The following is a 24668-nucleotide window of genomic DNA, read 5'->3' as shown; positions in this document are numbered from 1 at the left end:
CGCACCAACCGGAAACCATTGCCGAACACATCAAAAGCAACGTCTGCGGCTTTTGTTCGGTATGTAACCGGCGTCGCATTCGATGCCGGACATGACGCGAATCACGTTGGCGCGACCAGCGGCAATGCATTGGTGTGGTTGATTGCACAGGCTTACTATCTGGGTTTCCGGGCGGCGGGGTGACTAGCGTTGTAGCTAACTGAGACCGCGCCCGACGAAGCCCCACCAGGAGCATTCAAACCAATGAGCCCCCAGCAAGAAGGCACAGCTGATCCGAAGCGACGCCATCAGGTCGTCATCATCGGATCGGGATTCGGCGGACTCAACGCGGCAAAGAAACTCAAGCACGCCGACGTCGACATCAAATTGATCGCCCGCACCACTCACCACCTGTTCCAGCCGTTGCTCTATCAGGTGGCCACCGGCATCGTGTCCGAAGGCGACATCGCGCCGCCCACCAGGGTCGTGCTGCGCCGGCAGCGCAATGTCCAGGTGCTGCTCGGTGACGTCACCCACATCGACCTCGCCGGCAAGTTCGTCGTATCGGACTTGCTGGGTCACACGTACGAAACTCCTTATGACAGCCTGATCGTCGCGGCCGGCGCCGGCCAGTCTTACTTCGGCAACGACCAGTTCGCGGAGTTCGCCCCCGGCATGAAGTCGATCGACGACGCACTCGAGGTGCGGGGCCGAATCCTGAGCGCCTTCGAGCAGGCCGAGCGGTCTCGCGATCCGGAACGGCGGGCCAAACTCTTGACGTTCACCGTCATCGGGGCCGGACCCACCGGCGTCGAAATGGCCGGGCAGATCGCGGAATTGGCGGCCCACACCCTGAAAGGTTCGTTCCGGCACATCGACTCCACCCGGGCCCGGGTGATTCTTCTCGACGCCGCGCCCGCGGTGCTGCCGCCGTTCGGCGAGAAGCTGGGCGCCCGGGCGCGTGCTCGGCTGGAGAAGATGGGCGTCGAGATCCAGTTGGGGGCGATGGTCACTGACGTCGACCGCAACGGCATCACCGTCAAAGATTCCGACGGCACCATTCGACGTATCGAGTCCGCCTGCAAGGTCTGGTCCGCGGGTGTCCAGGCCAGCGGTCTGGGCAGTGACCTCGCCGACCAGTCGGCGGCCGAACTCGACCGTGCGGGACGAGTCAAGGTGCTGCCCGACCTGTCCGTGCCCGGATACCCCAACGTCTTCGTGGTCGGAGACATGGCCGCGGTCGAGGGCGTGCCGGGAGTCGCGCAGGGCGCGATCCAGGGTGCCAAGTACGTCGCCGGCACGATCAAGGCCGAACTCGCGGGCGCCGACCCGGCCGAGCGAGCGCCCTTCCAGTACTTCGACAAGGGTTCCATGGCCACCGTGTCGCGCTTTTCGGCGGTGGCCAAGGTCGGGCCGCTGGAGTTCAGCGGTTTCATCGCGTGGCTGATGTGGCTGGTGCTGCACCTGGTGTATCTGGTCGGGTTCAAGACCAAGGTCAGCACGTTGCTGTCCTGGACCGTGACCTTCCTCAGCACCCAGCGCGGGCAGCTGACTATCACCGAGCAGCAGGCGTTCGCCCGCACCCGCATCGAACAACTTGCGGTGCTGGCCGCGGAAGCGAAGCGACCTGTCGCTGCCAGAAAGGCGAGTTAGCCGACTAGTCGGTCGGCCTGCCACGTCCGGAGCGTGCCGCCGCCTGCCAGCGCCAAAACCGTGGATTCGCTCGGCATATCCGTGAATTCTGTTGCTGGATAGCATAGTTCACTGATCGTTGCTCGCGGGGCAGCGATACCGTCGTCGGCGGCCGACCCCGCACCCAATTCCACCCGGTGCCGCAATAGCGGGCGATCATGCCGGTCGGCGCGTAGCGATCCCGACCAGAAGCCGTCGCGCTCATTGTATCTGCCTATCTGCACTCGCTCGCGGAATCGAACCCGGCCGTCCTCGCGCAGCGCCAGCGTCACCGTCGACACATGGCGCGCGTCAGCGGCTATGACGGTGGGCTCGAGGTCGACATCCAGGTTTCCGCTCACCTCGATGTCCCAATTAGCTTGTGAAGTAGGTGTTTTCGGCCCTGGTAGGGCCAGGGTGGCGGCGGCGCTACGTAGCTTCAGCACCGCACCGGGCTCGACGACGACGCGGATCTCGATGGTGTCGCCGCCCAGCGGGGTGGCGGCCGCCGACACCAGGTGAACCGTGTCGGGCGCGGTGCAGCGGGCCTGAATTCCGCCGCAGCACTGAATGCGCGGCAACCGGTTACGCAACGCGAGCAGCAAGACCTCAGAGTGCATCGGCGGACAATTGCGCGTGCACCCAGGCCAGCACCTCCGTGGCGGCGGGGTCTTTGGTCAGTGACTGCAGTACCGTCGGGCGCCCGTCGCGCACCGCGTCGGCGTCGCGCGCCATCACGTCCAGGTCGGCGCCGACCAATGGTGCCAGATCAATCTTGTTTACTACCAGCAGATCCGAATACGTCACTCCCGGCCCGCCCTTGCGGGGAACTTTGTCACCGCCGGCCACGTCGATGACGAAGATCTGGGCGTCCACCAAGCCCGACGAGAAGGTGGCGGTGAGGTTGTCGCCACCGGATTCGACCAGGATCAAGTCGAGTGTGTCGTGGGCGGCGATCAAGTCGTCGATCGCGTCGAGGTTCGCGGTGATGTCGTCACGGATCGCGGTGTGCGGGCATCCGCCGGTCTGCACGGCCGCGATCCGGTCGTTCGGCAGCACAGCGTGTTTGCGCAGAAAGTCAGCGTCTTCGGTGGTGTAGATGTCATTGGTCAGCACGGCCAGCGACACCTCGTCACGCAGCTGCCGGCACAGCGCGGCGACGAGTGCCGTTTTTCCCGAGCCGACCGGGCCGCCGATGCCGATGCGCAGCGGCTCCCCGGGCTGCCTGACGCGCTTCGGCCGCTCAAGGTGTGAATAGCTATGGGAATGTGCTGACATGTCGTGTCTTTCGGGAGATGAATAGGAATCGTTCGCGCTTAGCGCAGTTGAAGCCAGCGTATCGACGAAAAGATGGCCCGGTCGGCCAGGTAGGCACACGGCCGCAGGGGTCCTTCCCAGGAAAGTCACAGCCGTCTGACCGCTAAGTCAGACTTCAACTTGAGGTCGAGCAGGTACGTTGAACCCTGGCGCGCCGAGACGGCCGCCCGGACGAGTTCGCCGTACCCGGAGTGCGACAAGACGGTGACCGCGGGATGCCTTGCGCGCCAGTCAACCGAGAAACGGCTTTCGAACTCACACGTTTGAATTTGGTCGTCGGGGCATCCTCCACCGTCAGTTGGTACTCGACGAGAGGAAAACGATGTTTAACCCGTTTGCCGGCCAGGCCGATATTCCCAACCGCGAGGGTGCGTGGGCACAGCAAGCCGAGGCCGAGCTGTCGACCCGGCGCCACCAGGAAGAGATCGAGCGCTGCCTGTCCCATGGGCTGGAAGCCGCCCCCACCATCAACGATCGCACGCTGTCCACCTTCTCCCGCGGCGAGCTGCCGCACTTTGCCGGGGAACGCGGGACGTTTCTGAAGTGCCCGTTCCTGGAGGACGTGCATGACGTGGGCGACGCCGAAGTGGCCGTCTTCGGCGCCCCGCTGGACGCGGGCACCACGTACCGCCCGGGTACCCGATTCGGCCCGATGGGAATTCGCCGCTCCACCAACCTGTTTGGCACGTATTGCTACGAACTGGGCGTCGACCTGCGCGAGCAGCTCAACATTGTCGACATCGGCGACGTGGTGACCATTCCCGCCAACATCGAGAAGTCGTTCGACCAGATCAGCACGGCCATGTCCCACGTGGTCTCGCAGGGCGTGTTTCCGGTGATCCTGGGCGGCGACCACTCGATCGGGTTCCCCACCGTGCGTGGCCTGGCCCCGCACATGGACGGCAATGTCGGCATCATCCACTTCGACCGCCACGTCGACACGCAGGAAACCGATCTCGACGAGCGAATGCACACCACGCCGTGGTTCCACGCCACCAACATCAAGAACGCTCCGGCCACCAACCTGGTACAGATCGGCATCGGCGGGTGGCAGGCGCCACGCGCGGGCGTGCAGGTCGGACGGCGGCGCGGCAGTACCGTCATCACGGTCGGTGACGTCGAGCGCGTCGGGATCGAGAAGGTCGCCGAGATCGCGTTGGAGACGGCGTGGAAAGATGCCAAGGCCGTATATCTGTCGTTCGACATCGACGTGATCGACGCCGGATTCGTGCCGGGTACCGGCTGGCCGGAGCCGGGTGGTCTGCTGCCGCGCGAAGCGCTCAATCTCATCCGGCTGATCTCCGAACCGGGACTCAACGGCATTGAGGTGGTGGAGTGCTCACCGCCCTACGACTGGGCTGAGCAGACCGCGCTGATGAGTAGCCGGGTGATCCTGGACAGCCTGGCCGTCATGGTCCGGGCAGGCAAACTCGGCAAGAAACCGGCCGCGCTGAAGCGTCAGGCCTGGGGACCGTACGCCGACTAGTTCGGCAGATTGTCGACCATGAACACCGAATACGAGTGACCGAATTGCCTGTCATCCCTTAAAACCGCAGACTTTGTAATTGAAGCCAGTGAGTCAATAGCTCAGTGGCCATACAGCAAACTGCAGTTACAGAGTTTATGCGCAGTCGGGCGGCGTTGGGTGTCGTCGTATGCAATGTTCAAGCCCTAGCGTTCTGCCGTTCATTCCATTTGAGTGCACCTCCAGTTTCATTCCCAGCTAATTCTCAGTCGTTAACCATAGTTATTGCAGCCGCTCAGTTGGATATTGCTAATTGTGCGAAATGGTCGACGTCACGGCGCCGCTTTGTAAGTGCGTGCAGTGACGATCACATGGGGGCATCGCACAAATCGTGCGTCGGCGATCGCGCACGAACCTGAGCGCCAAACCATCGCCCGACTCGGGCCGGCTGCGTTTGAGATGGCGCCTCGACCGTTGGGGGTTGGCTAGTGGATTATGCGACGCTCCCGCCCGAGGTCAACTCTGGGCGGATGTACGCGGGGGCGGGGGTCGGACCCCTGGTGGCGGCCGGTGCGGCCTGGGATGCGTTGGCAGCCGAATTAAGTTCTGCGGCAACATCTTATTGGACGGTGATGACCGAGCTCGCCAGTGGGCCGTGGGTGGGCCCGTCGTCGGGGGCGATGGCCGCCGCGGTCGCTCCGTACGTGTCGTGGATGAATTCGACTGCGGCGCAAGCTGAACAGACGGCCAGCCAGCTCGGCTCCGCGGTTGCGGCCTACGAGGCCGCGTTCGCCGCTACGGTCCCGCCGCCCGAGATCGAGGTCAATAGGGCGCTGTTGGCGTCCTTGGTGGCCACCAACGTGCTCGGGCAGAACACCTCGGCGATCGCGGCTACCGAGGCGCAGTACACCGAGATGTGGGCACAGGACGCCGCGGCGATGTACGGCTACGCGGGAGCCTCGGCAACGGCAACGAGGTTGACTCCCTTCAACTCTCCACCACAGACGACCAACACCTCCGGTACGGCCCAGCAGGCCGCTTCGGTGGACCGCGCTGCGGCCTCGTCGGCCGGTCCGAGCACGCAATCGGCACTGGCGAATGTGCCGAACGCGCTGCAGAACCTGTCGACTGGCTCGATCGCCACGCCATCCGATCTCGACCCGGAGCTGGGCAGCCTGCTCGACACTCCCACCGGCGGGCCGACCGGCCTTAACTTGTTCACCCAGAACGTCGGCAACTGGGCCCTAGTGATCAGTGGCCCGTTGTTCACGGCGTCGGGTATCACTCCCCTGCTAGGTGGGTTGTACGGGCTGGCATTGCCGACGGCGGCGGCGGTCGCCGGTGACATCAGTCCGGCCGACGCCGGGCTGGGCACCCTGGTGGATTCGCACGCGGGTGGCACGGGCTCGGTCGCGGCGAGCCTGGGCAGGTCGGCCGCGGTCGGTCAGCTGTCGGTGCCGCAAGCCTGGGGCAGCTCCCCCGCTGTCCGATTGGCGGCCAGTGCATCACCATTGTCGCCCGCCGCGCTGGGCGGCGTGCCCGCGGCCGGGGCGGCCGCACCCGGAGGGTTCTTCGGTATTCCGCCGATCGGCAGCCTGGTCAACGCCCCCGGGGGCGAACGGGCCCGGGCTCGCGGCGGCCCGGAACCGAAAGTCATCCCGGCATTGCCTGGCGAATCCGGGGCTGCCGAGCCGCCGGTGGCCAACCGGGCGCAACCGGCCCGCCGCCACGTCGTCAGCGCGTTGAGCGAAAGCGAACGCCAGGAGCTGGAGAAGCTGCGTAAGGACATCGCCGACGCGGCGACGGAGCGCGATGCAGCCGCCCGTCTGATCAAGGAGGCGATGTCGTGACCGCCCCGATGGACTTCGCGGGAATGCCTCCCGAGGTCAACTCCGCGCGCATGTATGCCGGCGCCGGGCCGGGGTCGTGGACCACGGCCGTGGCGGCCTGGGCCAAATTAGCCAGCGAATTGAGCTCGACAGCAGCGTCCTATCGCGCGGTGGTGTCTGAGTTGACCGGTGAGCCGTGGGTGGGTCCGTCGTCGCGGGCGATGGCCGCCGCGGTCACTCCATATGTGTCGTGGATGAACAGCGCTGCGGCGCAGGCACAACAGACCGCCGCTCAGCTCGGTTCGGCGGTGGCCGCGTACGAGGCGGCGTTCGCAGCGACCGTGCCGCCGCCCGAGATTGAGGTCAACAGGGCGCTGTTGGCGTCCTTGGTGGGCACCAACGTGCTCGGGCACAACACCCCGGCTATCGCGGCCACCGAGGCGCAGTACTCCGAGATGTGGGCGCAGGATGCCGCGGCGATGTACGGCTATGCCGGCGCATCCTCAGTGGCAACGAGATTGACGCCGTTCAACTCTCCGCCGCAGACCACCAACCAGACCGGAACCACTGAACAGAACAACTCGGTCGCCAGGGCCGCGCTTTCGGGCACCAACCAAAGCGTCCAATCAACGCTGTCCAGCGTGCCCAGTCTGCTGCAGAACGCCGCGACCGGATCACCTTCGGCGTCGCCGTCCGCCACCCCAGGGACGCCTTCCGGTGGATCGCTGCTGGACTTGTTCAACAACTTCAGCGCGAACACCATCGGCTACCAAATCCTCTCCGAGGGATTGAACTTCGACGCCTCCGGCACGTTGCTCACCCTCGCGCCGCCGGTGGCCGCAGCTTGGAATCCGTTAGTCAGCTCGCTCTCCGCGCCCGCGACTGCGGCGTCTTCGGTGTCGGGTTCCGGCTCCACGCTCGCCAATTCGTACGGAGGCTCGGCGGGTCTGGGCAACGCCGGAGTTTCGGCGGACGTGGGTCGGGCGGCGACGGTCGGCGGGCTGTCGGTGCCTCAGTCGTGGGGCGAGTCCCCGACGATTCGGCTGGCGGCCACCCAATTGCCAAGCACCGGCCCGGGTGGTCTGCCCCAGGCCGGGCCGATCGGCCCGGGTTTCTACGGCGGCGTGCCTCCGATGGGGCCGGTAGCCAGCGTGGTCAATGCACCGCGCGGCGAGCGGGGTCGTCTTCGCGCCGGCGCACGCCACAAGGTGATTCCGGCCGCCGCGGAATCCGGCATGGACCAGGACCCCGCCGCCCGCCGGGTCGAGCCGGGGACACCCGCGCACGGCGACGGCGCGGTCAGTGAGCGCGACGAGCTGATCCAGCTGCGTAAGGCGATGGCCGATGTGACCAGGCAGCGCGATGTCCTCAAACGCACGGCGGCGACCTTGATCAAGGAGGCAACACAGAAATAGCGGCGTGAGTACAGGTGCACACCTCGTTTGACACTCGACGATTGGAACTCAGCACAGATGTTCTTCACAAAACCGGCCGCGCGCTCTGCGGGACGTTGGGATGGCGATGTAGCGGTCGACTCGAGCCCTGCTGCAGTCGAAGGGGCCGCCACGGATTCCTCGCTCGACGACGAGGACCAGGCGCAGCTCAAGGCCCTCGGATTCCAGTCCGATTTCAAGCGAGACATGAGTCCGTGGGCCAACTTCTCACTTGGCTTCACCTACTTGTCGCCGGTGGTCGGCATCTACACGGTGTTCGCCTTCGCGTTATCCGCCGCCGGCCCGCCGATGATCTGGAGCCTGCTGATCGCCGGCGCTGGGCAGTTGCTGGTCGCACTGGTGTTCAGCGAAGTGGTAGCGCAGTTCCCGGTGGCCGGCGGTGTCTATCCCTGGGCCCGCCGATTGTGGGGACGTAAATGGGCCTGGATGACCGGATGGGTCTACATGTTCACGCTGTTGGCTCTGCTGGCCGACGCGGCATACGGGGCGGGCCCGTACGTGGCCGACGTATTCGGATTCACGCCATCACCACATGCCACCGTCGTGTGTGCACTCGTCATGCTGGCGCTGGCGACCGCGATTAACCTCACCGGCACCAAAATGCTCAGTTACTTCGCCATCTTCGGCTTCAGCGCAGAGCTGATCGGCGCTCTGGCAGTGGGCATCTGGCTGCTGTGCACCCAGCGCCACCACAACCTCGGAGTGTTGTTCCACAGTTTCGGCGCCGAAGGCAACCACAGCTACACCTATGCATTCCTGGCCGCCAGCCTGATCGCTCTCTACCAGTTCTTCGGCTTCGAGGCCTGCGGCGATGTCGCGGAGGAGGTCCGCAACCCGGGCGTGCAAATCCCCAAGGCGATGCGCCGCACCATCTACATCGGCGGCTCGGCAGCCACTTTCGTCTGCCTGAGCCTGATTTTGTCGGTGACCGACTTCGGCGCAGTGATCAGCGGCAAGGACGCCGATCCGATCGACACCATCCTGAAAACGGCATTCGGCGGTGTCGGCTCCAAAGTCGTCCTGTGCATCGTCCTGATCTCCTTCGTCTCGTGTGCGCTGAGCTTGCAGGCCGCCGCTAGTCGGCTGATCTACTCCTATGGCCGGGACGACATGATCATCGGCTCCAGGTTGTTGGCTCGCTTCGATCACAAACGCCACGTGCCACCGTTCGCCCTGCTGATCGCGGTGATCATCCCGGCTCTCCTGATAATCGGATCGCTGGTGTCCCGCGACGCGCTCACCAAGCTCGTCAGCTTTGGTTCGGTCGGCGTGTACATCGCGTTCCAGATGGTGGTGCTCGCTGCATTGCGCGCGCGGATCAAAGGTTGGGTGCCGACCGGTAAGTACCGGCTCGGAAAGTGGGGAGGGCCCGTCAACATCGGAGCTCTGATCTACGGCGTCGCGGCTATCGTCAATCTGTCCTGGCCGCGGGACTCCCACCAGCCCTGGTATGACGACTACATCATTGTGTTGATGTCGGGGACGATTATCGGGCTCGGCATTGTGTACTTAGTCGCCACTCGAGCCCACACCAAGAGCGACGCGCCCCATGCTGACGCCATCCCGGAACCGTAAACCTTTGGCGTCGAACCGCTTTCAAGACACGAAAAGCGGCCGCTCACGTTGGGCGTGGCGCTGAGCCAACGTGTCGAGCAGCGGGTCCGATAGATCGGCCAGTCCGGCGGCCGCGGCCGCGGCGGTGCCCTCACACATGTCAGCCAGCCGGAAGGTGAGGGCCGCCACGTCGGCGGGATCCAAAGCCAACAGCCGCTGGGCCGCGGTCGCCGAGCCCGTCATCGTGGTGTAGACGATCGCCAGCGCGCTGTGTTCGGGACTCAGGCCGCTGACCGCGCCGACGCGTCCGGCCGCGACGGCCAGGTGTGGCCGCGCGCCGAGGTCGTGCCAGCACGCATCCGGCCAGACCCGCCGTGCCAGCCTCGCCAGTCCGCGGCCCTGGCTGCGCGACGCCTGCCGAGCCGCCGGTGCCGGCGTTCGAGCGTCGGTCTCCAGATCGGCTTGCTCGGGGCTGAGGTCACCGCGTTGAACCGCCGCCGTGACAGACGCCGTCACCAGCCCGTGGGTGCGAATTCTGCGCTGCAAGAACGCTTCTAGCGTCTCCAGATCGATCACCAGACCGCTGGTGACGGCCTCCTCCACGCCGCCCGAATGCACGTGCGATCCGGCCGGCAATCGCGAATCGGCCAGGGCGAGCAGCGTCGCCAGTGCAGACATTTCAGAACAGGAAATAACGTTGCGCCATTGGCAGTTCGGCGGCTGGCTGTTCTTGCCAGACCTCGCCGTCGATACGCACGGTGAACGTGTCCGGATCCACTTGTATGTCAGGCAGCGCGTCGTTGAGCGGCAACGAAGCCTTGCCCAGCCCGGTGGTACTGCAGACCGGGACCAATGGCCGGTTTACCGCGAGATTGTCGGCCAGGCCGGCCTCGATGGCCTGCGGCGCCACGAAGTGCACGGACGTGGCCGCGGCCGCTGCCGGCGCGGCGCCGAACATCGGACGCGGCAATACGGGTTGCGGGGTCGGGATTGACGCGTTGGCGTCACCCATTGCCGCCCAAGCGATCATGCCGCCCTTGAGCACCGCGTGCGGGCGTACCCCGAAGAATTCCGGCTCCCACAGCACCAGGTCGGCCAGCTTGCCCACTTGCACCGAGCCGATCTCGCCATCGAGCCCGTGCGCGATGGCTGGACAGATGGTGTATTTGGCGATGTAGCGTCGCACCCGCGTGTTGTCCGCGGCACCGTCACCGGGTAGTGCTCCGCGCCGGCGCTTCATCACGTGCGCAGTCTGCCAGGTGCGTAGCACCACTTCCCCGATGCGGCCCATCGCCTGCGAGTCACTTCCGATCATCGAGATCGCGCCGATGTCGTGTAGCAAATCTTCGGCCGCCATCGTCGACGGCCGAATCCTGCTCTCTGCGAACGCCAGATCCTCGGGCACCTGAGGGTTGAGGTGATGGCAGACCATCAACATGTCCAGATGCTCGTCGAGGGTGTTCACCGTGTGCGGGCGGGTCGGGTTGGTGGAACTGGGCAGCACATTCGGCTGGCCGGCAACCCGGATGATGTCGGGAGCGTGGCCACCGCCGGCACCCTCGGTGTGATACGTATGGATCGAACGTCCCGCGATTGCGGCCAGTGTGTCTTCGACGAAACCCATCTCGTTGAGCGTGTCGGTGTGCAACGCCACCTGCACCCCGGCCGCTGCGGCGACGGTCAGGCAGGCGTCGATGGCGGCCGGCGTCGACCCCCAATCCTCGTGCAGCTTGAAACCTGAAGCGCCACCGCGCAATTGCTCCCACAGCCCCTCGCTGCTGACGGTGTTCCCTTTGCCTAACAGTGCGAAGTTCACCGGCCAGCCGTCGAGCGCCTCAAGCATCCGGGCCAAATGCCACGAGCCCGGTGTCACGGTGGTGGCCTTGCTCCCCTCGGCGGGACCGGTGCCACCGCCGATAACCGTCGTGATCCCGGTGCCCAGCGCCTCCGACATCAGCTGCGGGCAGATCAGATGCACATGGCAGTCGACGGCGCCTGCGGTGACGATGCGGCCGTTGCCGCCGATGACTTCGGTGCTGGGCCCGACCACCAAATCCGGATGAACGCCCGTCATGGTGTCGGGGTTGCCGGCTTTGCCAAGTGCGACGATTCGACCGTCACGAATACCGATGTCGGCCTTGATGATTCCCCAATGGTCGATAATCACAGCGCCGGTGATCACCGTGTCGGGTGCGCCCTCGCCGCGAGACGTCCTCCCCTGGCCCATCGACTCGCGCAGTACCTTGCCGCCGCCGAACACTGCCTCGTCGCCGGCCAGTCCCGGTCCACCGCTGCGGTCTTCGGTGATCTCGACCAGTAAATCGGTGTCCGCCAGCCGGATTCGGTCGCCGGTGGTGGGGCCGTACAGCTGGGCGTACTGCTCTCGGGACAGGTGTGGCATCAGCTATCCAGCCGCCCGGGCGGGTTCAGGCTCAGCCCATACACTTCGCGACTCCCCCGTAATGGCAACAACTGAACATGTTGGGGCACACCGGGTTCGAAGCGCACTGCGGTGGCAGCGGGTACGGCGAGCCGGTGCCCGTAGGCAGCGGCGCGATCGAACGACAGTGCCGAGTTGGCTTGCGGAAGGTGGACGTGGCTGCCCACCTGAACCGGGCGGTCCCCGGTGTTGAGGATCTCCATCTCACGCAGCGGAGCTCCCGCGTTGATCTCGATATCGCCGCTGCCGTAGAGGATTTCGCCGGGAATCATGCTATCGGGTGGTGTACGGTGACCAGCTTCGTGCCGTCCGGGAACGTTGCTTCGACCTGCACGTCAGCCAGCATTTCCGGCACCCCCTCCATCACATCGTCGCGGGCGAGCACATCGCAGCCACTGGCCATCAGTTCGGCAACCGAGCGGCCGTCACGGGCACCTTCGAGAAGGTGGTCGCTGATGATCGCGACCGCCTCCGGATGGTTCAATCGCAAGCCCCGGGCCCGACGACGGCGAGCCAATTCGGCGGCGTAGGACAAGAGCAATCGCTCCTGTTCGTGCGGCGTCAGGCGCATGGTCTGTCATCCTGCCATGCCGGCCTTGGGGAAGCCTGTGACGCCTGATCAGCCTTCGCGGGGCTCGAGATTCTGCAGTCGCACCTGACCGCGGGCGACGACCTTCTGATTGTCGTCGGTGATGGTAACCAACCACAGCTGCTGGCGCCGGCCCCGGTGAATCGGCTCGGTGACGCCGTAGACGGTTCCCGAGCCGATCGAACGCAGGAAGTCCGTGTTGTTGTTCACGCCAACGACCTCGCCGCCGCCCTGGGTGGCGAGCCACGTATAGGCCGACACGCTGGCCATGCTCTCCACCATCGAGCAGTACACACCGCCGTGGACCAGGCCCATCGGCTGCAGCAGTTTCGGTGTGACCTCGAGCTCGGCGCGGGCACCGTCCGGGCCGAGCTCGGTAAATCGCAGGCCCAGCTCGGTATCGAATGGTGCGGTGAAATCGGGCGGGATCACCGCGTCTGGTGACGTTGACACGCTCTGTTGTCTACACCATCGCCGAATCCGGTGATCACGGTCGGTCGTGAAGTGGCGGCAAAGAACAGGCGAGCCCCGTGCGCAAAGGCACGGGGCTCGCCGATCGAGTACGACCGGGGGTCACTGCAGCCCTCAGGACACTCCGGCGGTCTGTTGCGCTCGACCTCCTTGAGTATAGGCAAGGCTGCCCTAACTTTGCAAGAGGTAGGCTGTAAACCGTGCCGGCCGGGTACACGTGTAGCCGTGGTCGCATAACGAATAGCCCGGCGGTCTTTACGACCGCCGGTAGTAAGCCGGAGTACGCTTGTTTCAACGCTGATGGAGATGAACGAACTATGGCCAAGCTGACACGGCTAGGGGACCTGGAACGCGCAGTGATGGACCACCTGTGGTCCACACCCGAACCGCAGACGGTCCGTCAGGTGCATGAAGCCCTGTCCGCGCGCCGCGACCTCGCCTACACCACGGTGATGACCGTGCTGCAGCGGCTGGCCAAGAAGAACCTGGTCTCCCAGATCCGTGATGACCGGGCGCATCGCTACGCACCCGTGCACGGCCGTGACGAACTGGTCGCCGGGCTGATGGTGGATGCCCTGTCGCAGGCCGAAGACCCGGGCGGCAGGCAGGCCGCGCTCGTGCATTTTGTCGAGCGCGTCGGCGCTGATGAGGCCGAAGCGCTGCGCCGTGCCCTTGCCGAACTGGAAGCAAATCAACGCAATACGCCATGAGCTGGCGCTAGACCGGCGGCCTGAGGGACACTAGTGATGTGTCCGCGATGGCCTTCACCTTCCTCGCGGTGCTGCTGATTGGCCCAACGCCAGCCCTGTTAGCGCGCGCGTCCTGGCCACTGCGCGCCCCGCGTGCGGCGATGGTGCTGTGGCAGGCCATCGCCGTGGCCGCCGTGCTCTCCACGTTCAGCGCCGGTATCGCGATTGCCACCCGCATTCTGATGCCGGGCCCCGACGGCCGTCCCACGGCCAGCGTCGTCGGCGCCGCGGGGCGGCTCGGTTGGCCCCTGTGGACGGCCTACATCGCGGCCTTCGCGCTGACCGTGCTGGTCGGTGTGCGTCTGGTGGTGGCCGTCCTACGGGTCGCCATCGCCAACCGGCGCCGGCGGGCGCACCACCGAATGCTGGTCGACCTGGTGGGGGTCGGGCACGACGCGGCCCTTTCCCAACCCTGTGCCCGCACCCGCGACCTGCGCGTGCTGGAGGTGGACGAACCGCTGGCCTACTGCTTACCGGGCGTCCGCAGCCGGGTCGTCGTCAGCGAAGGAACACTCACCAAGCTCAACAACGACGAAGTCTCGGCCATTTTGACCCATGAGCGGGCGCATCTGCGTGCCCGGCACGACCTGGTGCTGGAAGCGTTCACCGCGGTGCATGCGGCGTTCCCGCGGCTGGTCCGCAGTTCCAATGCGCTGGGCGCGGTGCAGCTGCTGGTCGAGCTGCTCGCCGACGACGCCGCGGTGCGTGCGGCCGGGCGCACTCCCCTGGCCCGCGCACTGGTGGCCTGCGCAGCCGGGCGGGCGCCGTCGGGGGCGCTGGCCGCTGGTGGTCCCAGCACCGTGGTGCGGGTCCGCCGGTTGTCCGGGCGGGGCAACAGCGTGGTGCTTTCGGCGGCCGCGTACCTGGCCGCGGCGGCCGTTCTGGTGGTGCCCACCATCGCACTCGCGGTGCCCTGGCTCACCGAGCTCAAGCGACTGTTCAACCTCTAGCGCAGCCCACAGCGAATCCCTTTGGCGGACCGCAACTCCGCTGTGCCACAGTGTGACGGAAACCGTGTAGCAAAAAGTTCTCCAACCTGAGAGGCGAAGACATGAGTGCCTTGGACTCCAAGGATTCGAAGACTGGTACCGCGCAGATCGGCGTCACCGGGCTGGCGGTCATGGGCTCGAATCTCGCCCGCAACTTCGCCCACCACGGCTACACCGTGGCGCTGCACAACCGATCGATCGCCAAGACCGACGCACTGCTCGCCGAGCACGGCGACGAGGGCAAGTTCGTGCGCTCGGAGACGATCGAAGAGTTCCTGGACGCGCTCGAGAAGCCGCGTCGGGTGATCATCATGGTCAAGGCCGGCGACCCGACCGACGCGGTGATCAACGAGCTCGCCGACGCCATGGAAGAAGGCGACATCATCATCGACGGCGGCAACGCCCTCTACACCGACACCATCCGCCGGGAGAAGGCGATCCGCGAACGCGGGCTGCACTTCGTCGGCGCCGGCATCTCCGGCGGTGAAGAAGGCGCGCTCAACGGGCCGTCGATCATGCCCGGCGGGCCGGCCGAGTCATACAAGTCGCTGGGCCCGCTGCTCGAGGAGATCTCCGCGCACGTGGACGGCGTGCCGTGCTGCACTCACATCGGACCCGACGGCGCCGGGCACTTCGTGAAGATGGTGCACAACGGCATCGAGTACTCCGACATGCAGTTGATCGGCGAGGCCTACCAGCTGCTGCGCGACGGACTGGGCAAGTCCGCACCCGAGATCGCCGACGTCTTCGCCGAGTGGAACTCCGGCGACCTGGACAGCTATCTCATCGAGATCACCGCCGAGGTGCTCAAACAGACCGATGCCAAGACCGGCAAGCCGCTGGTGGATCTGATCCTGGACGAGGCCGAACAGAAGGGCACCGGTCGCTGGACGGTGAAGTCCGCGCTTGACCTCGGCGTGCCGGTCACCGGTATCGCCGAGGCGGTCTTCGCCAGGGCACTGTCGGGTTCGGTGGCCCAGCGCAAGGCCACCACCGGACTGGCCTCCGGGGATCTGGGACGGCGAATCAGCCCGGAAGGTGAAGACGCAACGCAATTCACAGAAGACGTACGTCGCGCGCTGTACGCCTCGAAGATCATCGCCTACGCCCAGGGCTTCAACCAGATCCAGGCCGGCAGCATCGAGTACGACTGGAACATCACCCCCGGCGACATGGCCACCATCTGGCGAGGCGGCTGCATCATCCGGGCCAAATTTCTCAACCGCATCAAAGAAGCCTTCGACGAGAACGCCGACCTGCCGTCGCTGATCGTCGCGCCCTACTTCCGCGAAGCCATCGAGGCTTCAATCGACAGCTGGCGCCGCGTCGTGGTGACCGCCACGCAGCTGGGCATTCCGATCCCCGGGTTCGCCTCGGCGCTGTCGTATTACGACGCCCTGCGCACCGAGCGGCTGCCCGCCGCCCTGACCCAGGGCCTGCGTGACTTCTTCGGCGCCCACACCTACGGGCGCATCGACGACGACCCGGACAAGCGCTTCCACACGCTGTGGAGCGGCGACCGCACCGAAGTGCCGGCGTAGCGGAGACATACCAGGGGGCGAGTGCGATGAAGTATCTGAACGGCGACCGGCCCGGCTACGACCTGACCTATAACGACGTGTTCATCGTGCCGAACCGGTCCGATATCGCGTCGCGGTTCGATGTCGACCTGTCCAGCAGTGACGGCTCCGGCACCACGATCCCGGTGGTCGTCGCGAACATGACGGCGGTGGCCGGGCGGCGGATGGCCGAAACGGTCGCGCGGCGCGGGGGCATCGTGATCCTGCCGCAGGATCTTCCGATCACGGCGGTTCAGCGGACCGTGGAGTTCGTGAAGAGCCGGGACCTGGTGCTCGACACCCCGGTCGTGCTGTCCCCCGACGATTCGGTGTCCGATGCGCTCGCGCTGATCCACAAGCGGGCGCACGGCGCCGCGGTGGTGCTCTTCGAGGGCCGCCCCATCGGCCTGGTCACCGAGGCGTCCTGCTTCGGCGTGGATCGTTTCGCCCGGGTGCGCGACGTTGCGGTGTCCGACTTCGTCAGCGCCCCGCTGGGCACCGAGCCGCGCAAGATTTTCGACCTGCTGGATCACGCGCCGATCGAGGTCGCCGTCATCACCACCGCGGACGGCAAACTCGCGGGGATCCTGACTCGTACGGGGGCGGTGCGTGCCGGTCTCTATACCCCCAGTACCGACGCCGTGGGCCGGCTGCGCGTCGGCGCGGCGGTCGGCATCAGCGGTGACGTGGGAGCCAAAGCCCGTTCGCTGGCCGAAGCCGGCGTCGACATGCTCGTCATCGACACCGCGCACGGGCACCAGCACCGGATGCTTGACGCGATCAGCTGCGTGGCGTCGCTGGACCTGGGCCTGCCGCTGGCGGCCGGCAACGTCGTGTCCGCGGAGGGCACTCGTGACCTGCTGAGCGCCGGAGCCGGCATCGTCAAGGTCGGCGTCGGGCCCGGCGCGATGTGCACCACCCGGATGATGACCGGTGTCGGGCGCCCGCAGTTCTCTGCCGTCCTCGAATGTGCCACTGCTGCAAGGGAACTCGGCGGACATGTGTGGGCCGACGGCGGGATACGGCATCCGCGTGACGTCGCGCTGGCGCTGGTCGCGGGAGCGTCGAACGTCATGATCGGGTCGTGGTTCGCCGGCACCTACGAGTCGCCCGGCGACCTGATGCGCGACCGTGACAACCAGCCGTACAAGGAGAGCTACGGCATGGCGTCCAAGCGCGCGGTGGTGGCGCGCAACGCCGCGGACAGCGCGTTCGACCGTGCCCGCAAAGCGTTGTTCGAGGAAGGCATTTCGCGGTCGAGGATGAGCCTGGACCCCGACCGTGGCGGCGTCGAGGACCTGATCGACCACATCACCTCGGGCCTGCGCAGCACCTGCACCTATGTCGGTGCCACGAACCTGGCGGAGCTGCATGAGCAAGCCGTCGTCGGGGTTCAGTCGGCCGCGGGCTTCGCCGAGGGCCACCCGCTGCCGCTGGGGTGGTAATCGGGCCAGCTGTCTTCGCTACCATGTGAATTTCTAGATCTGCACGCCCGTAGCAGCGTGCTGCGAGGCATCAAGCGAAAGGGATGACGTGCCGCAGGCACCCGTCGAACCCCCATGCTGACCCAGGTGCGATAGCTCAGACATGAACCTCACAATCGTCATCAGCGTGCTCGCCATCGCGCTGCTCATCTTCGGCAACGCGGTCTTCGTGGCGGCCGAATTCTCGCTGACCGCGCTGGACCGCGCCACGGTCGACGCCAACGCCCGCAAGGGCGGTCGGCGCGACCGCTACATTCAGCGCGCCCAGGACCGGCTGTCTTTCCAGCTCTCGGGTGCCCAGCTCGGCATTTCGATCACCACGCTGGTGACCGGTTATTTGACCGATCCGATGGTCGCCGACCTGCCGCACCCGTGGTTGGACGCCCTCGGCGTGTCGGATCAGCTGGCCGACGGCATCACCGCGTTCATGGTGATGGTGATCGTCACCTCGGTGTCGATGGTCTTCGGCGAGCTGGTCCCGAAGTATCTGGCAGTGGCTCGGCCGCTGTCGACCGGGCGCGCCGTCGCCGGTTTCCAGCTGATGTTCTCGCTGCTGTTCACTCCGGTGATCCGGCTTACCAACGGCGCGGCGAACTGGATCGTCCGCAAGATGGGTATCGAGCCGGCCGAAGAACTGCGGTCGGCGCGCTCACCGCAGGAATTGCTCTCGCTGGTGCGTAGCTCGGCTCGCGCCGGAGCCCTGGATCCCGCCACCGCCGCGCTGGTCCGGCGGTCGCTGCAGTTCGGCGCCCGGACCGCCGAGGAGCTGATGACGCCGCGGTCGAAGATCGTGGCGCTGCAGACCGACGACACCGTCCGGGACCTGATTGCCACCGCGGCCGAATCCGGGTTCTCCCGCTTCCCCATCGTCGACGGCGATCTCGACGAAACCGTGGGCATCGTGCACGTCAAGCAGGTGTTCAATGTCCCGCCCGCCGAGCGCGCCTCGACGCTGCTGACCACGCTCGTGCAGACAGTGCCGGTGGTGCCGTCGACCCTGGACGGTGACGCGGTGATGGCCGAGATCCGGGCCAACCCGCTGCAGACCGCGATGGTCGTCGACGAATACGGCGGCACCGCGGGGATCGTGACGGTCGAGGACCTGATCGAAGAGATCGTCGGCGACGTGCGCGACGAACACGACGACGCCACACCGGATGTCGTGGCCGCCGGCAACGGCTGGCAGGTTTCGGGTTTGCTGCGCACCGACGAGGTGGCCGCCGCCACCGGGTACCGGGCTCCGGATGGTCCGTACGAAACGATCGGCGGCCTGGTGCTGCGCCAACTCGGCCACATCCCGGTGGTCGGCGAGACCGTCGAGCTGACCGCGCTCGACGGGGATGGCTTGTTGGACAGCGAAATCCGCTGGCAGGCGACCGTGATCCGGATGGATGGCCGGCGGATTGACCAGGTCGTGCTGACCGAGCTGAGCAGCCGCAGCGAAACACACGCCGAGCAGGGCCGGCGATGAACGACACGCTCGGAGTGCTGGTGGCGCTCCTGCTGATCGCCACCAACGCGTTCTTCGTCGGCGCGGAGTTCTCGCTGATCTCGGCCCGGCGCGACCGGCTGGAAGCGCTGGCCGAACAGGGCAAGAAGCGGGCGGTAACGGTGATCCGCGCCAGTGAGCAACTGGCCTCGATGCTGGCGGGATCGCAGCTGGGCGTCACGGTGGCCTCGCTGCTGCTTGGCCGCATCGGTGAGTCAGCGGTCGCCAACCTGCTGCATTCGGCTTTCGGGTTGACCGGGATTCCCCTGGCATTGCGACACACGTTGTCGTTCGTGATCGCGCTCGCGCTGGTGGTGACACTGCACGTGCTGTTGGGCGAGATGGTGCCGAAGAACATCGCACTGGCCGGCCCGGAGCGCACCGCGATGCTGCTGGTGCCGCCGTATCTCGCTTACGTACGCGTCGCCCGGCCGTTCATCGTCTTCTACAACAAATGCGCCAACGCGGTCCTGCATCTGCTGCGCGTGGAACCCAAGGATGAGCTCGACATCACGGTGTCCCCGGACGAGCTGAGCGCGATGATCGCCGAATCGGTGTCCGAAGGCCTGCTGGACCCCGAGGAGCACACCCGGCTGACCCGGGCACTGCAGATCGGCAGTCGCGTGGTGGGCGACGTGGCCGTCCCGCTCGAGGAGGTCCGGGCGGTGCCGGTCGCGGCGCCGGGGTCCGGGCCGACGGTCGGCGACGTCGAAAGTGCCCTGGCGGAGACCGGCTACTCCCGCTTCCCGGTTGCGGCCGCCGACGGCAGATTCATCGGGTACCTGCACATCAAAGACATGTTGCCACTGGGCGATGACCCGCAGACGGTCATCGACCTCTCGCTGGTGCGCCCGCTACCGCGGGTGAGCATCACGTTGCCGCTGGCCGATGCCCTGTCGCGGATGCGTCGCACCAACAGCCATCTGGCGCTGGTGACCGACGGCCGCGGCGTCGTGGCCATGGTGGCGATGGAGGACCTGATGGAGGACCTGGTCGGCAGCATGCGCGAGGCGCACTGAAGCCGCCGCCCACCAAAGGGGGTCCCGTCCAGCCCGTATGATTGAACGGCGCCAGTCCAAGAAGGGGCGAGGGCAGGGTGCGGCGGGAACACGCGTTGCCAGAAGGCGCTCCCCAGGGCCCGTCGGGAAGCCTACGGCGAAGCCCGTCAACCGCACCGTGACCTAGCTAGTTGGGGCCAGTCGGGAGTCGAGTGGGACCAATCAGGCAACTATGGAGGAGAAAAATGACTGACCGCGTGTCGGCGGGGAATTTGCGCGTCGCCCGAGTGCTCTACGACTTCGTGAACAACGAGGCGCTGCCCGGCACCGACATCGACCCCGACAGCTTCTGGGCCGGCGTCGACAAGGTGGTCACCGATCTCACCCCGCAGAACCAGAGTTTGCTGAATACCCGCGACGAACTCCAGGCGCAGATCGACAAGTGGCACCGGCAGCGCGTCATCGAGCCGCTCGACGCCGAGGCCTACCGCCAGTTCCTCACCGACATCGGATACCTGCAGCCCGAACCCGACGACTTTACGATCACCACGTCCGGGGTGGACGACGAAATCACCACGACCGCCGGCCCGCAGCTGGTGGTGCCGGTGCTCAACGCGCGTTTCGCGCTGAACGCGGCCAACGCGCGCTGGGGCTCCCTGTATGACGCCCTGTACGGCACCGACGTCATCCCGGAGAGCGACGGCGCCGAAAAAGGCAGCAGCTACAACAGGATTCGCGGCGACAAGGTGATCGCCTACGCCCGCAATTTCCTCGACCAGGCGGCGCCGCTGGCGTCGGGCTCGTGGGTGGACGCCACCGGCCTGAGCATCGAAGACGGCCAGCTGAAGATCGCGCTCGGTGCGCAGGCCACCGAGCTGGCCGACCCGGAGAAATTCGTCGGGTACAGCGGCGAGCTCGGCTCCCCCAATTGGTCGGTGCTGCTGGTCAATCACGGGCTGCACATCGAAATCCTGATCGACCCCGAGTCGCCGATCGGTCAGACCGACGCGGCCGGCATCAAGGACGTGGTCCTGGAATCGGCCATCACCACGATCATGGACTTCGAGGACTCGGTGGCCGCCGTCGACGCCGACGACAAGGTGCTGGGCTACCGCAATTGGCTCGGCCTGAACAAGGGCGACCTGTCCGAAGAGGTCAGCAAGGACGGCAAGAGCTTCACCCGCGTGCTCAACGCCGACCGCACCTACGCCACCCCGGACGGCGGCGAGCTGACCCTGCCCGGGCGCAGCCTGCTGTTCGTCCGCAACGTCGGGCACTTGATGACCAACGACGCGATTATCGACGCCGAGGGTAACGAGGTGTTCGAGGGCATCATGGATGCGCTGTTCACCGGTCTGACCGCGATCCATGGCCTCAAGACCGGCGACACCAACGGCCCGCTGACCAACAGCCGCACCGGTTCGATCTACATCGTCAAGCCGAAGATGCACGGCCCCGCCGAGGTGGCGTTCACCTGCGAGCTATTCAGCCGGGTCGAGGACGTGCTGGGCCTGCCGCAGGGCACGATGAAGGTCGGCATCATGGACGAGGAACGCCGCACCACCGTCAACCTCAAGGCCTGCATCAAAGCGGCCGCCGACCGGGTGGTGTTCATCAACACCGGCTTCCTGGACCGCACCGGCGACGAGATCCACACCTCGATGGAGGCCGGTCCGATGATCCGCAAGGGTGCGATGAAGAACACCACCTGGATCAAGGCCTACGAGGACGCCAACGTCGACATCGGGCTGGCCGCCGGATTCTCCGGCAAGGCCCAGATCGGCAAGGGCATGTGGGCGATGACCGAGCTGATGGCCGACATGGTCGAGCAGAAGATCGCCCAGCCGAAGGCGGGCGCCACCACCGCGTGGGTGCCTTCGCCGACGGCGGCCACTCTGCACGCGATGCACTACCACCAGGTGGACGTGTTCGCCGTGCAGAAGGAGCTCGAGGGCAAGAAGCGCACGACGATCGACGAGTTGCTGACCATCCCGCTGGCCAAGGAACTGGCCTGGGCACCCGAGGAGATCCGCGAGGAAGTCGACAACAACTGCCAGTCGATCCTGGGCTACGTGGTGCGCTGGGTCGACGAGGGCGTCGGCTGCTCGAAGGTGCCCGACATCCACGACGTGGCCCTGATGGAGGACCGCGCCACGCTGCGGATCTCCAGCCAGCTGCTGGCGAACTGGCTGCGCCACGGCATCATTACCAGCGAAGACGTCCGCGCCAGCCTGGAGCGGATGGCCCCGCTGGTCGACCAGCAGAACGCCGGCGACGCCGCCTACCACCCGATGGCGCCCAACTTCGACGACAGCATCGCGTTCTTGGCCGCCCAGGAACTAATCCTGTCCGGTGCGCAACAGCCCAGCGGCTACACCGAGCCGATCCTGCATCGGCGACGGCGTGAGCTCAAAGCCCGCGCCGGTGCCTGATTCGGGCTCACCGGGACAGATGACGATTCGACGGAGAGGCAGCGGTCGCCGCAATGGGTAGGCACAGCATGCCCGGGAAGTCGGCCGACGAGCCTTCCGACGAGTCCACGACCAAGTTCACCGCCCGTGACCTGGTGTCTCGCTACCAAGAGGAACGGGACAAGCCGGGCCCACGGAACTCCGGCGAGGACGAGGACGACTACGACTACCCGGACGACGACGCCGACCGGGACGAGCACGGCGAAGCGCACTTCGCGGACGACGAGAACTACCAAGACGACGACCAAGCCGACGAGGATTTCCCCGCCGACAAAGATCACTACGCCGCCGATCGCATCGACGACGAATATCCTGAGTTCCCTTCTCGGCCAGCCAGTGCCGGGCCGGAGGAACCGAAGCAGGGCCGCGTCCTGGGCGATTGGCGTGGCGGGCACCGCAGCGCCGGCGGGCGACGGGGAGTCAGCATCGGCGTGATCGTGGCCCTGGTCGCGGTGATCGTGGTGGTCGGCACCGTCATCCTGTGGAGTTTCTTCGGCGACGCGTTGTCGCATCGCTCGCACAACGCGGCCGCACGGTGCGTGGGAGGCAAGGAAAACGTTGCCGTCGTTGTCGATCCATCGATCGTCGACCAGGTGCGGCCGTTCGCGGAAAGCTACAACTCCTCGGCCGGCCCGGTCGGTGACCACTGCATGGTGGTGGAGGTCAAACCGGCCGGCTCCGACGCCGTCATCGCCGGCTTCATCGGCAAGTGGCCGGCGGATTTGGGTTCCCAACCGGCACTGTGGATCCCGGGCAGTTCGGTGTCGGCCGCCCGGCTAGCCGCGGCCGCTGGCCAGAAGACGATCAGCGACAGCCGCTCGCTGGTGACGTCTCCGGTGCTGCTAGCCGTTCGGCCCGAACTGCAGCAGGCGCTGTCCAACCAGAACTGGGCCGCCCTGCCCGGCCTGCAGACAAATCCAAACGCGTTGGCGGGACTGAAGTTACCGGCGTGGGGATCGTTGCGACTGGCGTTGCCGACGAGTGGCAACAGCGACGCGTCCTATCTGGCGGGTGAAGCAGTGGCTGCGGCGTCGGCACCTCCCGGCGCACCGCCCACGCAGGGCACGGCCGCCGTGCGCTCGTTGACGAGCGCCCAACCCAAATTGGCCGACAACTCGCTCACCGAGGCGATGAACGCACTGCTGAAGCAGGGTGACCCGGCTACCGCTCCGGTGCATGCCGTCATCACCACCGAGCAGCAGCTGTTCCAGCGCGGCGAATCGCTGTCGGACGCCAAGAACACATTGGCTTCCTGGCTGCCGCAGGGGCCGGCGCCGGTCGCCGACTATCCCACGGTGCTGCTCAGCGGCTCGTGGCTGTCGAAGGAACAGACCTCGGCGGCCAGCGAGTTCGCCCACTTCATGCGCAAGCCCGATCAACTCGCGAAGCTGGCCAAGGCCGGCTTCCGCGTGAACGGCGTGAAACCGCCGAGCAGTCCGGTGACCAGTTTCGCCGCACTGCCTGCCACCCTGTCGGTGGGCGACGACACCATGCGCGCCACGCTGGCCGATGCGATGGCCGCACCGACGAGCGGGCTGGCGGCGACGATCATGCTGGACCAGTCGATGCCCGGCGACGAAGGCGGAAAAACCCGGCTGGCCAACGTGATCGCGGCGCTGCAGGACCGGATCAAAGCGCTACCACCGACGGCGATACTGGGACTGTGGACGTTCGACGGCCACGAGGGCCGCTCGGAGGTCGCGACGGGACCGCTGTCCGACCCGGTCAACGGCCAGCCCCGCCCGGCGGCGTTGGCGGCGGCGCTGGACAAGCAGTATTCCTCGGCCGGCGGGGCGGTGTCATTCACCACGCTGCGCATGCTCTACCAGGATATGCAGACCAACTACCGAGCTGGACAATCGAATTCGATTCTGCTGATCACGGCGGGGCCGCATACCGACCAGTCCCTCGACGGGCCGGGACTGCAGAATTTCATCCGCACCAGCGCTGACCCGGCCAAGCCGATCGCCGTCAACGTCATCGACTTCGGTGCGGACCCGGACCGCGCCACTTGGGAAGCGGTCGCCCAGCTCAGCGGTGGCAGCTATCAGAACATGGCGACGTCGGCCTCCCCCGACCTGACCAACGCGATCGGCACATTCCTGAGCTGACGCCCTATCGCGGGCCTACCATCGTGAACATCGATGGAGCAGGGAGGGT

The 24668-nt window shown here is 66.3% G+C and carries 20 protein-coding genes and 1 riboswitch; of the genes, 13 read left to right on the top strand and 7 right to left on the bottom strand.

Going from position 1 to position 24668, the window contains the following annotated elements; translation table 11 throughout:
- Positions 1–243: 243 nt before the first annotated feature.
- Entirely contained in the window at positions 244–1632 is a 1389-nt protein-coding gene (locus MAAFP003_RS14000; protein WP_096287800.1) for an NAD(P)/FAD-dependent oxidoreductase, read from the top strand.
- On the opposite strand, the gene MAAFP003_RS13995 is transcribed toward MAAFP003_RS14000, so the two are convergent.
- Together MAAFP003_RS13995 and ureG are read right to left on the bottom strand one after the other, a co-directional pair.
- Positions 1629–2270 (bottom strand): urease accessory protein UreD, encoded by a 642-nt coding sequence (locus MAAFP003_RS13995; RefSeq protein ID WP_207768534.1) that lies wholly within the window; start codon positions 2268–2270, stop codon positions 1629–1631. The genes MAAFP003_RS14000 and MAAFP003_RS13995 overlap by 4 nt on opposite strands.
- Positions 2260–2928, bottom strand: a complete 669-nt coding sequence (gene ureG, locus MAAFP003_RS13990; protein WP_096287798.1) for an urease accessory protein UreG — start codon at positions 2926–2928, stop codon at positions 2260–2262. The genes MAAFP003_RS13995 and ureG overlap by 11 nt, the downstream gene beginning before the upstream one ends.
- A 187-nt stretch (positions 2929–3115) precedes the next feature.
- A riboswitch (guanidine-III (ykkC-III) riboswitch) is annotated at positions 3116–3178 on the top strand.
- A gap of 111 nt (positions 3179–3289) precedes the next feature.
- Between ureG and MAAFP003_RS13985 the strand changes: the two genes are divergently transcribed.
- The 4 genes from MAAFP003_RS13985 to MAAFP003_RS13970 all read left to right on the top strand — a co-directional run bounded on the left by MAAFP003_RS13985 (position 3290) and on the right by MAAFP003_RS13970 (position 9290).
- A complete protein-coding gene (locus tag MAAFP003_RS13985; protein WP_096287796.1) occupies positions 3290–4453 on the top strand; it encodes an agmatinase family protein in 1164 nt (387 codons plus the stop codon).
- Positions 4454–4920: 467 nt separating this feature from the next.
- Positions 4921–6282 carry a PPE family protein gene (locus MAAFP003_RS29935; RefSeq protein WP_096287794.1) on the top strand — a complete coding sequence of 454 codons (1362 nt, stop codon included), beginning with the start codon at positions 4921–4923 and terminating at the stop codon, positions 6280–6282.
- On the top strand, positions 6279–7676 hold the full coding sequence (locus tag MAAFP003_RS13975; RefSeq protein WP_243394033.1) for a PPE family protein: 1398 nt from the start codon (positions 6279–6281) through the stop codon (positions 7674–7676). The genes MAAFP003_RS29935 and MAAFP003_RS13975 overlap by 4 nt, the downstream gene beginning before the upstream one ends.
- 57 nt (positions 7677–7733) lie before the next feature.
- Positions 7734–9290, top strand: a complete 1557-nt coding sequence (locus tag MAAFP003_RS13970; RefSeq protein ID WP_096287792.1) for an APC family permease — start codon at positions 7734–7736, stop codon at positions 9288–9290.
- Positions 9291–9311: 21 nt separating this feature from the next.
- Here MAAFP003_RS13970 and MAAFP003_RS13965 read toward each other — a convergent pair whose 3' ends face one another.
- From MAAFP003_RS13965 to MAAFP003_RS13945, 5 genes are read right to left on the bottom strand one after another with little or no spacing between them, the layout of a single operon-like run.
- Positions 9312–9947 carry an urease accessory protein UreF gene (locus tag MAAFP003_RS13965; RefSeq protein WP_096287790.1) on the bottom strand — a complete coding sequence of 212 codons (636 nt, stop codon included), beginning with the start codon at positions 9945–9947 and terminating at the stop codon, positions 9312–9314.
- 1 nt (position 9948) lies between these two features.
- A complete protein-coding gene (locus tag MAAFP003_RS13960; protein ID WP_096287788.1) occupies positions 9949–11670 on the bottom strand; it encodes an urease subunit alpha in 1722 nt (573 codons plus the stop codon).
- Entirely contained in the window at positions 11670–11981 is a 312-nt protein-coding gene (locus tag MAAFP003_RS13955) for an urease subunit beta (protein ID WP_096287786.1), read from the bottom strand. Before MAAFP003_RS13955 ends, MAAFP003_RS13960 begins: the two co-directional genes overlap by 1 nt.
- Positions 11978–12280: an urease subunit gamma gene (locus MAAFP003_RS13950; RefSeq protein ID WP_096287784.1), complete on the bottom strand. Its 303-nt coding sequence runs from the start codon at positions 12278–12280 to the stop codon at positions 11978–11980. Before MAAFP003_RS13950 ends, MAAFP003_RS13955 begins: the two co-directional genes overlap by 4 nt.
- A gap of 48 nt (positions 12281–12328) precedes the next feature.
- The gene (locus MAAFP003_RS13945) at positions 12329–12751 is read right to left on the bottom strand and encodes a PaaI family thioesterase (RefSeq protein WP_096287782.1); all 423 of its coding nucleotides are present in this window, start codon (positions 12749–12751) and stop codon (positions 12329–12331) included.
- A gap of 335 nt (positions 12752–13086) precedes the next feature.
- On the opposite strand from MAAFP003_RS13945, the gene MAAFP003_RS13940 reads away from it, so the two are divergent.
- From MAAFP003_RS13940 to MAAFP003_RS13905, 8 genes are all read left to right on the top strand, one after another.
- Positions 13087–13479 carry a BlaI/MecI/CopY family transcriptional regulator gene (locus tag MAAFP003_RS13940; RefSeq protein ID WP_096287780.1) on the top strand — a complete coding sequence of 131 codons (393 nt, stop codon included), beginning with the start codon at positions 13087–13089 and terminating at the stop codon, positions 13477–13479.
- 38 nt (positions 13480–13517) lie between these two features.
- Positions 13518–14468, top strand: a complete 951-nt coding sequence (locus tag MAAFP003_RS13935; RefSeq protein ID WP_096287778.1) for a M56 family metallopeptidase — start codon at positions 13518–13520, stop codon at positions 14466–14468.
- Between the two features lie 101 nt (positions 14469–14569).
- Positions 14570–16048 (top strand): NADP-dependent phosphogluconate dehydrogenase, encoded by a 1479-nt coding sequence (gndA, locus tag MAAFP003_RS13930; protein ID WP_423790898.1) that lies wholly within the window; start codon positions 14570–14572, stop codon positions 16046–16048.
- Positions 16049–16074: 26 nt separating this feature from the next.
- Entirely contained in the window at positions 16075–17511 is a 1437-nt protein-coding gene (locus MAAFP003_RS13925; protein ID WP_096291145.1) for a GuaB1 family IMP dehydrogenase-related protein, read from the top strand.
- 142 nt (positions 17512–17653) lie between these two features.
- Positions 17654–19021: a hemolysin family protein gene (locus tag MAAFP003_RS13920; protein ID WP_096287776.1), complete on the top strand. Its 1368-nt coding sequence runs from the start codon at positions 17654–17656 to the stop codon at positions 19019–19021.
- Entirely contained in the window at positions 19018–20058 is a 1041-nt protein-coding gene (locus MAAFP003_RS13915) for a hemolysin family protein (protein ID WP_096287774.1), read from the top strand. The genes MAAFP003_RS13920 and MAAFP003_RS13915 overlap by 4 nt, the downstream gene beginning before the upstream one ends.
- Positions 20059–20282: 224 nt before the next feature.
- Positions 20283–22469 carry a malate synthase G gene (locus MAAFP003_RS13910; RefSeq protein WP_096287772.1) on the top strand — a complete coding sequence of 729 codons (2187 nt, stop codon included), beginning with the start codon at positions 20283–20285 and terminating at the stop codon, positions 22467–22469.
- Positions 22470–22522: 53 nt separating this feature from the next.
- Positions 22523–24619: a substrate-binding domain-containing protein gene (locus tag MAAFP003_RS13905; RefSeq protein WP_243394031.1), complete on the top strand. Its 2097-nt coding sequence runs from the start codon at positions 22523–22525 to the stop codon at positions 24617–24619.
- Positions 24620–24668 lie beyond the last annotated feature (49 nt).

The organism is Mycobacterium ahvazicum (assembly GCF_900176255.2).
Classification (GTDB): Bacteria; Actinomycetota; Actinomycetes; order Mycobacteriales; family Mycobacteriaceae; genus Mycobacterium; species Mycobacterium ahvazicum.
The sequence above is the reverse complement of the archived record's forward strand: the minus strand, read 5'-3'. Positions and strand labels throughout refer to the sequence as shown.